Origin of the sequence: Paraburkholderia megapolitana, from assembly GCF_007556815.1 — a bacterium.
GTDB lineage: Bacteria > Pseudomonadota > Gammaproteobacteria > Burkholderiales > Burkholderiaceae > Paraburkholderia > Paraburkholderia megapolitana.
Genome location: NZ_CP041745.1, coordinates 20,880 through 33,265 on the forward strand (window position 1 = coordinate 20,880; position 12,386 = coordinate 33,265).

Sequence of the window (12,386 nt, forward strand, 5' to 3'; positions counted from 1 at the left end):
TAAACATCATCAAGGAGGGACAGCCATGGCCGACGACTACCTATAAACATCCCAAACGATTGATCAACATTAATATCAATATACCCGCGCATCTGGGAGGTAAGTTGACGGCTGGTGCTGCTGGACACTATCTAACTTTTCCTGATAGCTAGTCTAGCGTGGGTCGCGCCCAATCATAGACTTCCTGTGCCAGTTGCGCCTCCGACGATAGACTCACCACTCGGAAGCCGTCACGCTCGAGCTTCCACGCCTGTTCGTCGATGACATCAACGATGTACCTGTACTCCTTGGCTTCGAGGAGTTGTTCGTCGGGCAACAAGAGGAATAACCCTGTATTTTGAAGACTCTTTATTCGCGAATACGTTGTCAGGTCTCGACTTGACTTTAGCAAGTTCAGCTCTACCGACACTAGGCTCTTGTACACCGCGGAAACGACACTCCCGCAAGCACTCGCGGTTCTAAGATTGAAATCGAGGTAGTGCTTTATACCTCTGTCTTCGACAAGCATTCCCGTTGTACTTGCCCCGCTAACAACGATCTTCTCAAAATCCATTTGCGCAATGCGCTTGAGCTCCTGATTTACCAATGCCCTTGCACGTGGCGTATCAATCGAAACGAACTCGCGTCCTTGGCGCTTGGAATTTGGAGCCATTACGATTACGTCGGCAAACAAACGTTCGATCGTAGCTTCGCAATCTTCTCCAGACGTAAATATTGGAGCCGACAGACGTAGAACATCTGAATCCATTGCGATGTTCGAGATTGACTCTCGATTTTGCGCAGCAAACCGCAAAGTCTTCTCCGCGTGGGCCATTATTTCGCGGATAGAGCGTTGAGGAAATCGATCTCCGTAGACGCACTCAAATTTCTTGAAATCATCCAGAAGTCTAAAGTGCAACCGCTGCCCTTCTGGCTGCACTACGATGCCAACGCTAAATGACTGCGGCACAAAAACGTCCGGTTGCAGTTCGACGGTACTCCATACTCCGGAAAATCTTGGCACAGGCATCTCTTGTGCCAAGCTAAGCAAATGCTCAACGTTGCCGTTGCCTCCAAAAATCGAGGTCTGGTTCATGCGATCACCCCAATCTCATTGGCAAGCCAACCGGCCTGCGATCGAAGACCCAGATACTCAATCACCGCTTTACCTAGCGCTGGCGCCGCATGGGGGTAAAGCCCGTCTATAAACTGGTTCAACGCATCTTGCACGGCAGCTAAACCTGATCCATGCTTGCCCGAGGCGCCAGCTAACTCAACATTAAACTGCTTCAGATCACCTGCAGAAAGGTGTTGCCTTGCCTCATCGACCAAGCTTCGGCGCGCATACGATGTGCCTGTAGGTAACCACAACAGATCATGAAGCACTGTTTCGTGATCTATCGCTATATACCCCCCGGACGGTGACCGAATCACGTTTCCAAAATTTCGATCACGGTTGTCGGTCCACACGTCGAACGATGCGATAGAGCGGACATCTTTGCTGTGTAGACATCGCTTCCGTGCCATCCAAAACGCCCACTTGTGAACTTGACGAACCGACTTTCCGGCGACAATTTCCGTGCACCATGCTGCGCAGACGCTTTGCCCACTCGTCCACTGAGGCAGAGTCATACAATTACCCAACTTATCCAAGGGAACGAGAATGATCGCCCCGAACGATGTCACCGGTACGCCGACAGGATTCGCAAGCGCCCAGCCGATTGCTTCGCAAAGCAAAGCCGGTGTGTTCGGCCTCAGCAACTTCACGTAGCAGCTGTGCAACTTACCTGTTGCATCGGCGACGTTGGCAAGGTGCGTGGTCGGATTGACCCCAGCGCTGCTGGGAACACCCCGAAACTCACGCCACGCAGACGAATTTAGAATCGGCACGGACATCGTATTTGGTCTCTCGGATCGTTATGGCGGCAGCGCGTTTGCCACACTAGTCGTAGTTATTATTCCCAATTTAACATATTGGCCACCTCGCGCCTCGTCCCCCGGCCGACTCGCTTCCGCATGAGTTAGTGCGTTTGTGAAATACGCGTGGCGCCCGGCTCATCGGGAGTCCGAGTGTGCGCCCCGGAGATATGCTGCTCACCGCCCACCCATCGTTCCCCTCGCATTGATCGCACCAATGCCCTGCCGCAACGTTCATTGAGCCTCATTTATAGGCCTCTATGACGGAACGCCGCCGCATGGACTGAAAAAGCAGCGAAGGTGCTGAGCATTGACGCAGGCGCCTTGATCAGACAACGGCGGAACTACGAGACGACGGAGATCCCGCTGAATGCTTCGAGTCGATCTTCGCGCTGACGCTGCGTTGGCAGTGGCTATCCAGATGATCAAAAGTGCGGACATCGTTCCGCTCCCGTTGCAGCATCAGGTCGATGAAGCGATCTTCGTGATCCGGGAAGCGCTTAAGACGGGCGAGCGCGATCCAGTGGGTTGAGGGCAAAGCTCGAATGGGTAGAGCCGTTCCGATCGGTGGCGCCGGCAAACAGGACAAGGGCTGGAGCGTTAGCCGTTGTTCCGGTGGAGCGCACACAGCTTGCAGTTTTCACCCCGACAGGCAATCTTGATCTTGATCATTAAAAAAAATCATGAAGATAGAGTGATGATAGCAACTCAAATGAGCCGAAGACAGAATCCATTAATTTCTGGCCATAAATGTCACTTTTCTAGAAAAGTGGACTTAAACCGAAGTAAAACAATATTTTTTAAGAGCATCTTTTTTGACGTGAACTATGAGTTTTCCATGTTTTTATGTGGATTTTGACATTCTTTGCGCAATTTGCCACTCAGGAGTAGAGCGCAGTATGCTGGCAGAGATAATTTCCATCCATCAACTGTTGTTGACTTGAAAGTGACAGCTCTGGGCAATTTCGTACGCAATCGACGCAAGGAGCTTCGCCTGACACAGGTTGCTCTCGCACTTCGCATGGGCGTAGATGACGCATATGTCAGCGCAGTCGAAACGGGCCGAAGGGCTCCCGACGGCCGTTCCTTTCTCGAGGCGTTGAGTCGAGCACTCGCTCTGGACGAAGATGGATTGCGCCAGTTGGTCGACGCCTCGAGGCGTTCGCGCCGATATCTGCGCGTGCCCGAAGAACTGTCGGAGCGCAAACACCAGGTGATTTCAGCGCTGATGGAGGATGTGAGGCTAACTGAAATGGATCTCGAGACTATTGCAAGCGTTCACTCTGCGATAGCCCGCAATAGAAATCTGTCCGCCTTTAGGGCGGAGCCGGATGTCGAAGGAGGTCTTATGTAAACGCAAAAGCGCGACACACCCGAAGGCATGCAGCGCTCTTGAATTCAGAAACAGTAGCAACTCGACTTCTCGACAAAGCCGACTTTCTACCGATCTGACCTCAGCGTCAAGCCCTGCTGCTGCCCCTCGATTTGCGCGCCCTCGGGATTCAACCATTTTTGGTTGAATCCTCGGGATTGCTCGCCCATTTTCCGGTACGAATTCGACAACTAACTGTTGTCGAGTGGGGGCGCGTTTTCTCAACATTGAGCGTCTGTCTGCAGACGCGATGGAGAAAACTCGTGCCTAAAAAATCTCGAATCCCAGCCAGTCAATCCACCCGGCGCCGACCGCGTGACATCGTCACGGTTTCAGGCCGCGGAGTGCGGGGATACTTTCCGAGCCGGAAGGCAGCCAGACCCGCCCAGTTTGAAAGTCTTATCGAAGAAATGACGTTGCGATTTCTTGAAACAGCACCGTCTGTCAAGTCAATCGCAACTCAGCCGCGGGTATTTGAATACAAAGACGGTACACACCGGTGGCGTTATACGCCTGACGTAGCCATCGAGATCGCGACCGCAGATAAGACGGTGTACCTCGAGGTTAAAGATGACGGAGCGTTCACCCGAAGCTCAAAAGCTGCCGATCGGATCAGGGCTGCGATGCGGCACCTTCGACAACTCAGCGAATCCTTGCACATAGTGTTTCGCTCCGACCTTGTCGCAAACAATCTCCAGCCACAACTCGAACTTCTATTCCGGACTCGTCCGGTTCGCACAAGGTATCGCGCTGACATCGACGCCACTCTATGGGATCCGGAAAACGGCACGTGCCCGACGGCAGAGATCCTGCAGCAATGGGAAGACGCACAGCGTCAATGTGACGAGCTGCTACGCCGGATCATGAGACGTGATCCAGATGATGTTTTGCCGGTCTCTATTCCTTAACAGGAGTTTCTATCATGGCCAACTTCTTCAAAGATCAGATCATCTTCCGCGGCGACGGAAAATTCCGGCTCGTCCGCGTGCAAAATGACATTGCCCAGCTGGAAAACATTACGACGGGCGAGTTCTCAAATCATGACGAAGCGGATCTCCTGGACGAGTATGTCCGAGGGTACCTTCGAACAGTTAAAAGCAAACAGTATCAACGTTCTCCGAAGCGCAATGTCGTTCAGGAAGCACTGGAGGCTGCTACGCCACGAGCCAGACAAGGTGATTTCGAGACACGCCGAAGAGTGAACTATCTCGTGAGGCTCGACCGGACCGGCGCGTTCGACGGGCCCCGGTCTGCGCTTTGCCTGGCGATCCACAAGGTGGCCGTAGATCTGGATGATGCGAGGCCGCCTCACGAAACGACCGTGTATCGCTGGCGTCGAAAATATCTTCTTGCACGATTTGATGTTCGCGGGCTGCTTGATGGGAGCTGGCACCGAGGAGGTCTGGGGCAGTCACGACTCAATCCGGCGGTTGAAAGTGCTGTGCAAGAGAAAATCGAAACTGCGTTTCTCAACAGCAAAAGCGGAACCGCTGAGGACGTCTACAACGCGGTGTTCCTAGAAATCCAGCGACTAAATACGACTCGCATCGAGTCCGAATGGCTCAAGGTTCCGGCACTCCGGACTATTCAAAGGAGAATCGAAGGCATCCATGCTTACGAGCGCACGGTTGCCCGCTACGGCGAACGGGAGGCGCAGCGTCGGTTCGCCGACCAGCTCTGCTCGCGCAGGGTAAGCAGAATCCTCGAGATTGTTGAGATTGATCACACGCCGATGGACGTGATGTACACCGACTCCGACGGTCAGGTGATCGATCGGCCGTATTTCACTGTGGTATTCGATCGACGTTCCCGATGCGTGCTTGGGTTCTGTATCAGTTCAGCTGGACATGGCGTCCACGCCGTATTCGAAGCACTGCGACACGCGATGATGCCGAAAAATTACCTGGGAGAGCGTTTTCCAGAGCTGTCTCTGGAATGGCCGTGTCACGGTTGGCCCGAGCGTTTACTCATGGACAACGGCCGTGAATTTCATGCACTTGCGGTGGTCGATGCACTGACGAATCTCGGTGTGACATGCGAATACGCCGCTTCGCGTGATCCGAACGACAAACCTTTTGTCGAGCGCTTTCTCAGAACGTTCAACTACTCTTTCATTCACAAACTTCCAGGTACGACCCTCGCCAAGGTTCATCAACGAGTGGGCTTCAAATCGGAGGATGAGGCCTGTATTACGTTCGAGCAGCTCAACCAGATGGTCCACGTCTGGATTACTTCCGTATATCACCACAGACCACATAAAGGTCTTGCCGGGCGAGCACCAATCGATGTGTGGAAGGAGGATGCAACAGCGTTTCCACCTGTGTTGAAGTGCAATGCGGAGGACCTCAGCATCGAATTTGGCGAGTTTGGCGAATGCGCGTTGCAGCGCTATGGCATTAACCTTAATACGTTCAGGTACGTATCCCCCGAGCTACTCGCCCTTCGCGGGATGCTGCCCGCAAGACAGAGGGTACAGGTCAAGGCTCCCTACGAAAACGCGGGCTTGATCTGGGTGTGGGATCCGATCGAAAGCAAATACATTCGCGCCAATAACGTCGATGAACAGTTCAACAATCTGACGATCGAGCAAGCCAAGGTTATAAAGCGCGAATACGAAACCTCTGATGCTCATCAACGAACGCGGGCAAACGCCGAGGAGTGGATTCGCGAGAAATCCAGCGAGGCGATGCAATCAAAGAAACTGGCAACGCGCAAGCGGGGCGCGCGTCAGGCACATACGACATCAAAATCGGCCAACCGTCCTCAAGCTACTGCATCGGAACCTCAGGTTGCTCAGCCACCCCGCTCATTCACCCGAGAGTCTGATGAACTTTCCGACTTCGAAATTGAATCCGTCAACCTTGAGGTGGATCATGAAAAAGAATAATGCCAAAGCCGAATCTTCTAAGGATATTAGAACAGCGTTTATAAAATTCCCGCACATAGTGCGGATCCTGGCTGCACTGGATCGCCTTTACGATTATCAGTGCGACAACGAAGACCCGGAGCACATAATTTTGCTGGGTGAGTCGGGAGTCGGGAAGTCGACGTTGGTCAAAAGATATGCTCGTCAGCATCCCAGGATCGAACACGACGAATATACCGAGGTTCCGGTGCTTTACATGCGTATCGGTCCGAAGCCCACCCGCAAAGCGCTTGCCCAGAAATCTTTGGAAATGTTGGGAGATCTATTGTGGTTCAGAGGTACCGAGCCCCAGCTGACCGCTCGATTTATCGGTCTCCTGAGGACTTGCAGAGTTCGACTCGTGATCGTGGACGAGGCGAACCATCTGGTCGACGGTACAGGCAAAAAAACGTTACACACCGCTGCCGACTGGTTCAAGTGTGTAATTGACGACTCGAAGATTTCTTATGTGTTTGTAGGTATACCCCGAGTCAAACGCTTGCTCGCGACCAATGATCAGTTGCGAGGGAGGCTCCGGGAGGTCATCCAGATCGACCGGTTTTCCGTCGCAAACGAATCCGCGGAACTTGAATTCCGTAGCGCTCTTAAGAACTTCAAAATTTGCATGGGAGATCTTCCGGCTATCGATATTTCGGGGGCGACGATCACGAGGTTGTTTGCTTTCGCCACCGATGGACGCGTGCGCGATATCTGTAAGCTTCTTGCGCGAGCGGTCGAGCTGGCATATGCGCAGCCTGATCCCGGATTGACGGATAAGGTTTTGGCAGAGGCATTCCGGACCGTGATTTACTCAGGAGCGCCAGATAACCGGAATCCTTTTCACGAGACATTCAATGAGATGCCTCTCGTGAAAAACGATGAGCCGTTCGCACCCGAGGACCACTGACATGGATTTTCACTTCGAAACCGTTCGACCGCTCTGTCGTCCCCGTATGCTTCCCGACGAATGGGTCGAGACATATCTTTTCCGTGTCGCACGAGCAAATGGTATTCGCCGTCCCAGGCTGAGGGAGGCCGATTACCTTCGTCAGACACTTGTGGCCACTGCCGGGAGCAAGCCTGATGGCTATCCACTGTGGAGTGACATTACGTTACCTCGGTGGAGCGTAGTCACTCGTGTTAATCGCATCCGGTACTGCCCCGCGTGCATGGTCGAATCCCGGCATATTCGTTCGCGGTGGCGCCTCAAACTGTTCGAGATTTGTACTATTCACTATATCCGCCTGAAAGACGATCTCGCGGAACCTGTGATGACGAGGGGCTACAGCGATTCGGGTAGACACTTCGTCACCGAGGTGACGGATGAACAGATGTGGGAAGGGGCGGTGTGTCCGATGCCCGGCGAGCGACGGTATGTCGAGCGAATGTGGTCGGGCTTCGAACGCTCGATCGTCGAGGACGATGCGCGAAGTGCTATCGAGACGCTCCCATTCGTCCTGCTGCTGGATGCGCTGTTTGACGCCGTCGTGGCCAGAACAAGCGGCCGGCGATCTCTACGGTCCGGAATTCCACGCACAGCAGACTTTGCCGAACTTGTTGAGCGATTCGAATATTCCGTGGCACCAGATCTGGACGGGGTTCGCACGCTCCTGAGGCTAATCAAGGCTGCGAGGCACCGTTGCGCGGCGCTTACGCGATTACGCCGAATGCTGATGGATGAAACGGATAGACCGACATGCTTGTCCAGTCTGCCTCTCGCTGAATTGCGAATGGTGCTGCTGAATAGTCGTCGGAAAAAATTTGTCAAGCCGACGAGAAGCTCCGCAGATTCGTATCAAGCACGACGGGAAGGTTATACGAGTTTCAGGAATGCGAGATTGCTTATCGGATGCACGTCTGACTGCCTGAGGCATCTCGCCCGTAGTGAGTTCCTTCCAGGTATGAGAGTTGTGCCTCCGGGGCAGAAACGTTGCACCGATCTTCCTTTGCGGTGGGTGGAAGCGTGCCGTAGATGGTATGCGTCACACGCAACCCGAGAGACCGTGATGAAAGAGCTTCATATAGATCGAAGCGTTTTTTCCGTCCTCGTTCGCGCAGGTATGTTTTGCTCCGTGGAAGTCGGCGCGTATCGTTTTGTTTCGCGGAACCTCCTGGCCGATCTGTGTCAACGGATGCGGGACATGTCAAGGCCGTACCCGGCAACTGCTACTCGTCTATACCCACTGTTCGGATCATTGTTGTCGATGGCCGGAAGTAGATCAACGATATCGACGGAACTTCTAAAGGAGGCATTTGCCGGAAAATTCCCGGTTTACCGTCGAACCGGGGCGCCTGGCTTGTCGGCTTTTTTTGTCGACGAGATCGCGTTAGAGCGCGCCCGCAAGCTCAAGAGGTTCGACGCGGCATGGCGCAGGCACCAGACGGAGAGGCCCAGTCAGTTTGAGCTAGCGTTGCAATGACTCACGAGCCGATCCGATGTGGTGATTGGCGTTCCAGGGGAACTGCCCTGTTCGCAGGGCAGTTCCTTGTGCGACCACGCGCGCGCTCAGACGAAAGCTTCCTTGGTTATCGTCTTCGGGTCGCCGATGTCAATGGACTGTCCAACCCTAACTGGCTTGAGTGCGTTGAAAAGACCTTGCCGAAGACGCACGGCATCGCGCGCTGGTGCCCATATTGCCTCGCGGTAGCAGATCGTTACTGGCGAGAGGAATGGTACGCCGGCTGGCCTGCCTGCTTGACTCATCGTAGCTGGCTTACGTCAACATGTTGCTCGTGCCGGCGGACCTTGCGCTGGAAACAGGTTCGCTTTGCGCTGTGTACGTGTGGCGCACCGCTGTGTAATGTGAAAGTTGATGATTTTTCGCCTGAAATCCTGAGGCTGATTGGCGAACAAGCCGATTCGAACACCGACTTGCTATCAGTTGCGGAGCGCTGGAACCTTGCACGTTTCATTGGAGCACTCGCGCGGTTCGGCCTTCAGGGAAAGCCACTGAAGAAGGCGTCGCGTCAGTCGGAAAACATCGAACAGTTCCTGGTGACTACGGGCGCGTCACTGATCGCTGATCGGCCGGCCTGTTTCGATTTGCTCGATCGCCTTCGCGCTCCTCCGGTCGGTGTGAGCAACGTCCCGCTGCTGCCGGAAGTCTTCCCGCATTTGCTCACCATGCTGAGGAAACGGCTAGATGAGGCCGAGCGTTGCTGGATGTTGAACCTGCTGGATGCATACGTCACGGATTCGTCGCGCAACGTGTCGTCGGTGCTCTGGGAGCGTAAAGGTGTTGCCGGGCGAGCAGGCTGGGAGCCGGGTGGCCGGCAGAAGACACGAAACCCTGCCATTGCCACCGTGCTCGCGCAGACCGGCGTCATCGTACCGGTCAGACGAACCCGGGCAGGACGGCAGAAGTTCGTCATCAGCCGCACGGATCTACAAAGTCTTCAGAAAGCCCAGCGTTCGCTTGTCACGCTGAAAACCGCGGCGCGATACGCCGGGATGTCCAGCAGACGTATTGAGGCACTGGCGAAGGCGGGTTTGATTACTTCCACCTCGACGCGGATCGACAAGAGGTCTATTGATCATCTGCTCGACAGCATCGTTGGTGCCTGTGCCCGGGATGCTCCAGCGCTCGACGATCCAGTTAGCGTGGCCGATGCCCTGCGTCTGTACGTTCCCGTTGAAGCTTCCGCGGTGTTCTTCGACCGGCTCGTGAACGGCAACGTACGCCTTGTTCCGACCCGGATCAAGATGCCGATGCTCCGGCAGATCTTCGTTGACCGGTGCGATGTGGCTGCTTCCATACGGGTTGCCGTTGAATCGGGCTCGCCGCTATCTATCGTTGAGGCAGCGCGTCGGCTCGGCATCAAGCAGGAAGTGATGTACCACCTGGTCAACATAGGTCTGGTCAAGACCCGAACAGGAAAACTGCGGCGCCGGGCAGCGCGGGTCATCGAAGCTGATGACCTGCTGAAGTTCACCGAGCAATTTGCACCACTGCTCACGATGGCGAAAGCGGCAGGAGTTTCTCCTCGCCAGGCCCCCGAGTGGGCGAGACAGAGCGGTGTCGGGCTCATAACCGGGCCGTCAGTCGATGGTGGACGGCAGTACTGGATCCGCAGGCCAGCCGGTGTAGACATCTCTCGCGGAGTAATACCTGCACGTGTGAAAGATTAATTTTTGAGGGGGCGGCTTAACCCGTTCCTGCTATCAGGAGTTCGTATGGGAATCTGGCATGCTGCTCTGGTTGAGTCGGAACCCGTTGCTTTCCTGGCTCGCTGGCAAGTGATGGAGACAGAGACGGGCTTTCGCCATTTCATTGGGCACAACCTGAGAACCGGGTGCGGGCGAGTAAGCACCTGTATCGTGAAATTTGATCGGGAGACGCGTCGCGGCGTAACGCAATCCGGGAGAATCTACGAGCTCGTCGCGGAAAGCGGCGTCGATTTTAACGCCAACATTGCATGGACCATCAGGTGTGTTGAATCTGATATGACCTCCACGGACGTTTCGTCCGAGTACGCCCAACCGGCAATCGATCTGCAACGACCTGCGGCTCCCTTCATTGCCGATCTGCTCTATGACGGCAATCCCCGACGCCTGACCGGCAAGGTGCAGGTGACCGGTCAATCCTTCGACGCACGGTATCCGGAGGATCTGGCGGAACTGCTGTTTGCCAAAGGCGTGAGACACGGTTACCTGCGTTTTCCTGAGCTCGACAAAATCGGGAGTCAGCCCTGGTTCGTTGATCTCGCGCGAGCGGTAGAGCGCCGACTCAATCAACTGGAGCGGGGTTTGCTGCGAGATCCCGATAGACCAGAGGGCAAGGAGTGAACGTGATGTACGGGTTATCTGCCGCTATAGAACACTGTGATCTGGCGCGGGACGCCCCGGTCAGCAATCAACCCCTTTAGCGTGAAATCATGAAACTGCTCGTCCTGTCCGATCTGCACAATGAATTTGAGCCAATCGTAGCTGATGCGGAGGCCGTCACCCGTGCAGACGTCGTCGTGCTTGCGGGTGATATCCACATAAAGAATCGTAGCGTTGAATGGGCTCAGGCGTTCGTTGCTGATCCGGCCAAGCCCGTCATCCTGGTGGCCGGGAATCACGAATTCTACGGGGGGCACTTCGACTCCACGCTGGACAAGCTTCGTGAGTCCGCACGCGGCACCAACATTCACGTTCTGGAGGACGACGTCCTCGTGCTTGGTGATGTCCGTTTTCTGGGTTGTACGCTCTGGACGGATTTCAGGCTCTACGGCGACGACGTCTCGCCCGTGGTTTGCATGCGAGATGCACAGAGCGCGATGAGCGATTTCCGCCTGATTCGGGCGACGCCGACGTATAGAAAACTGTATCCGGCAGACACGGTCCGGCGACACGAGCGGTCGCGCGCGTGGCTTGCCAACGCGTTGAGTGAGCCATTCGACGGCAAGACCGTGGTCGTCACGCATCACGCGCCGTCTCCCGGTTCTGTCGAGGCACAGTACGAGGGAGATTCGTTGACGCCGGCGTACGCGTCTGACCTTGAATATCTTATGGGGCCTGCCGTTCCGTTATGGATTCACGGGCACATGCATACCAGTTTTGACTATGTGGTTCCGGCCGGCGACGCTTCCGGTGGGCAGGGCACACGCGTGCTCTGCAATCCACGCGGATATTCGCCGCAGCAGCTGAACCCGGACTTCAATCCTGGCCTGCTGGTCGAGATATGAACCGGGGTTCACCGTTTAACAGGACATCACGGCGATGCGGATTTTTGTCGATACCGAATTTACGGACTTCATAGACTGCGACCTGATCAGCATTGCACTGGTGGCCGACGATGGTCGCGAGTTCTATGCGGAGCGCAACGACTTTGATTAGGGCGCGTGCAGTGCATTTGTCCGGGAGGCGGTACTCCCGCAGCTCGGTCAGTATCCTGAGCGACTGTTTTCGCGCTCTGACCTCCATGCCGCACTCCATGACTGGCTCCGGCAATTCGGGGGCGGGACATTCTGCATGGATTACAACGGCGACTGGGATCTGCTCGTTGATGCTCTCGATGGTGTGCCCGACGGCTGGGAAGGGCAGGTCGTCTGGGATCAGGCAGACAAGGTCCGGCTGGAGTCTTATTTTCGGCAATGCGGAGGGCGACACCACTCCCTGCATGATGCCCGTGCCCTGCGCTACGCAGTACACGGTAATGTTCCGCCACCCACGGCCGGAAGCGTCGTCCCTTGACTGGCGCCGGGGCGTCCCAGGTTTTTACGGGTAAG

12 protein-coding genes are annotated in these 12,386 nt (G+C 55.2%); 9 read left to right on the forward strand and 3 right to left on the reverse strand.

What is annotated here, in order from left to right; genetic code table 11:
* Nucleotides 1-148: 148 nt before the first annotated feature.
* Both FNZ07_RS13440 and FNZ07_RS13445 read right to left on the reverse strand, forming a co-directional pair.
* On the reverse strand, nt 149-1,075 hold the full coding sequence (locus tag FNZ07_RS13440; protein WP_091019209.1) for a hypothetical protein: 927 nt from the start codon (nt 1,073-1,075) through the stop codon (nt 149-151).
* A complete protein-coding gene (locus FNZ07_RS13445; protein WP_143098170.1) occupies nt 1,072-1,875 on the reverse strand; it encodes a hypothetical protein in 804 nt (267 codons plus the stop codon). The genes FNZ07_RS13440 and FNZ07_RS13445 overlap by 4 nt, the downstream gene beginning before the upstream one ends.
* Before the next feature lie 391 nt (nt 1,876-2,266).
* On the opposite strand from FNZ07_RS13445, the gene FNZ07_RS33635 reads away from it, so the two are divergent.
* The 9 genes from FNZ07_RS33635 to FNZ07_RS13485 all read left to right on the forward strand — a co-directional run bounded on the left by FNZ07_RS33635 (nt 2,267) and on the right by FNZ07_RS13485 (nt 11,843).
* Nucleotides 2,267-2,428, forward strand: a complete 162-nt coding sequence (locus FNZ07_RS33635) for a hypothetical protein (protein ID WP_170275766.1) — start codon at nt 2,267-2,269, stop codon at nt 2,426-2,428.
* A gap of 414 nt (nt 2,429-2,842) precedes the next feature.
* Complete coding sequence (locus FNZ07_RS13450) at nt 2,843-3,250, forward strand: helix-turn-helix domain-containing protein (RefSeq protein WP_091019537.1); 408 nt, start codon at nt 2,843-2,845, stop codon at nt 3,248-3,250.
* 281 nt (nt 3,251-3,531) lie between these two features.
* The gene (locus tag FNZ07_RS13455) at nt 3,532-4,176 is read left to right on the forward strand and encodes a hypothetical protein (protein WP_245811729.1); all 645 of its coding nucleotides are present in this window, start codon (nt 3,532-3,534) and stop codon (nt 4,174-4,176) included.
* Between the two features lie 14 nt (nt 4,177-4,190).
* Complete coding sequence (locus FNZ07_RS13460) at nt 4,191-6,155, forward strand: Mu transposase C-terminal domain-containing protein (protein WP_091019212.1); 1,965 nt, start codon at nt 4,191-4,193, stop codon at nt 6,153-6,155.
* On the forward strand, nt 6,142-7,080 hold the full coding sequence (locus FNZ07_RS13465; RefSeq protein ID WP_091019214.1) for a TniB family NTP-binding protein: 939 nt from the start codon (nt 6,142-6,144) through the stop codon (nt 7,078-7,080). Before FNZ07_RS13460 ends, FNZ07_RS13465 begins: the two co-directional genes overlap by 14 nt.
* A gap of 46 nt (nt 7,081-7,126) precedes the next feature.
* Nucleotides 7,127-8,593, forward strand: coding sequence for a TniQ family protein (locus FNZ07_RS34500; RefSeq protein ID WP_407670720.1), 1,467 nt, complete (start codon nt 7,127-7,129; stop codon nt 8,591-8,593).
* A gap of 326 nt (nt 8,594-8,919) precedes the next feature.
* A complete protein-coding gene (locus tag FNZ07_RS13475) occupies nt 8,920-10,302 on the forward strand; it encodes a hypothetical protein (RefSeq protein WP_143098171.1) in 1,383 nt (460 codons plus the stop codon).
* A 45-nt stretch (nt 10,303-10,347) separates the two neighbouring features.
* Nucleotides 10,348-10,959, forward strand: coding sequence for a hypothetical protein (locus tag FNZ07_RS13480; protein ID WP_091019222.1), 612 nt, complete (start codon nt 10,348-10,350; stop codon nt 10,957-10,959).
* An 89-nt stretch (nt 10,960-11,048) separates the two neighbouring features.
* Nucleotides 11,049-11,843, forward strand: coding sequence for a metallophosphoesterase (locus FNZ07_RS13485; protein ID WP_091019225.1), 795 nt, complete (start codon nt 11,049-11,051; stop codon nt 11,841-11,843).
* On the opposite strand, the gene FNZ07_RS34505 is transcribed toward FNZ07_RS13485, so the two are convergent.
* Entirely contained in the window at nt 11,815-12,279 is a 465-nt protein-coding gene (locus FNZ07_RS34505; protein ID WP_407670714.1) for a hypothetical protein, read from the reverse strand. The two genes, FNZ07_RS13485 and FNZ07_RS34505, sit on opposite strands and share 29 nt — an antisense overlap.
* Nucleotides 12,280-12,386 lie beyond the last annotated feature (107 nt).

Bases quoted from the DNA above. Each gene is read 5' to 3' on its own strand.
- FNZ07_RS33635 (WP_170275766.1), top strand. From the start codon at position 2,267: ATGCTTCGAGTCGATCTTCGCGCTGACGCTGCGTTGGCAGTGGCTATC.
- FNZ07_RS13485 (WP_091019225.1), top strand. From the start codon at position 11,049: ATGAAACTGCTCGTCCTGTCCGATCTGCACAATGAATTTGAGCCAATC.
- FNZ07_RS13465 (WP_091019214.1), top strand. From the start codon at position 6,142: ATGAAAAAGAATAATGCCAAAGCCGAATCTTCTAAGGATATTAGAACA.
- FNZ07_RS13480 (WP_091019222.1), top strand. From the start codon at position 10,348: ATGGGAATCTGGCATGCTGCTCTGGTTGAGTCGGAACCCGTTGCTTTC.
- FNZ07_RS13445 (WP_143098170.1), bottom strand. From the start codon at position 1,875: ATGTCCGTGCCGATTCTAAATTCGTCTGCGTGGCGTGAGTTTCGGGGT.
- FNZ07_RS34500 (WP_407670720.1), top strand. From the start codon at position 7,127: ATGCTTCCCGACGAATGGGTCGAGACATATCTTTTCCGTGTCGCACGA.
- FNZ07_RS34505 (WP_407670714.1), bottom strand. From the start codon at position 12,279: ATGCAGGGAGTGGTGTCGCCCTCCGCATTGCCGAAAATAAGACTCCAG.
- FNZ07_RS13440 (WP_091019209.1), bottom strand. From the start codon at position 1,075: ATGAACCAGACCTCGATTTTTGGAGGCAACGGCAACGTTGAGCATTTG.
- FNZ07_RS13460 (WP_091019212.1), top strand. From the start codon at position 4,191: ATGGCCAACTTCTTCAAAGATCAGATCATCTTCCGCGGCGACGGAAAA.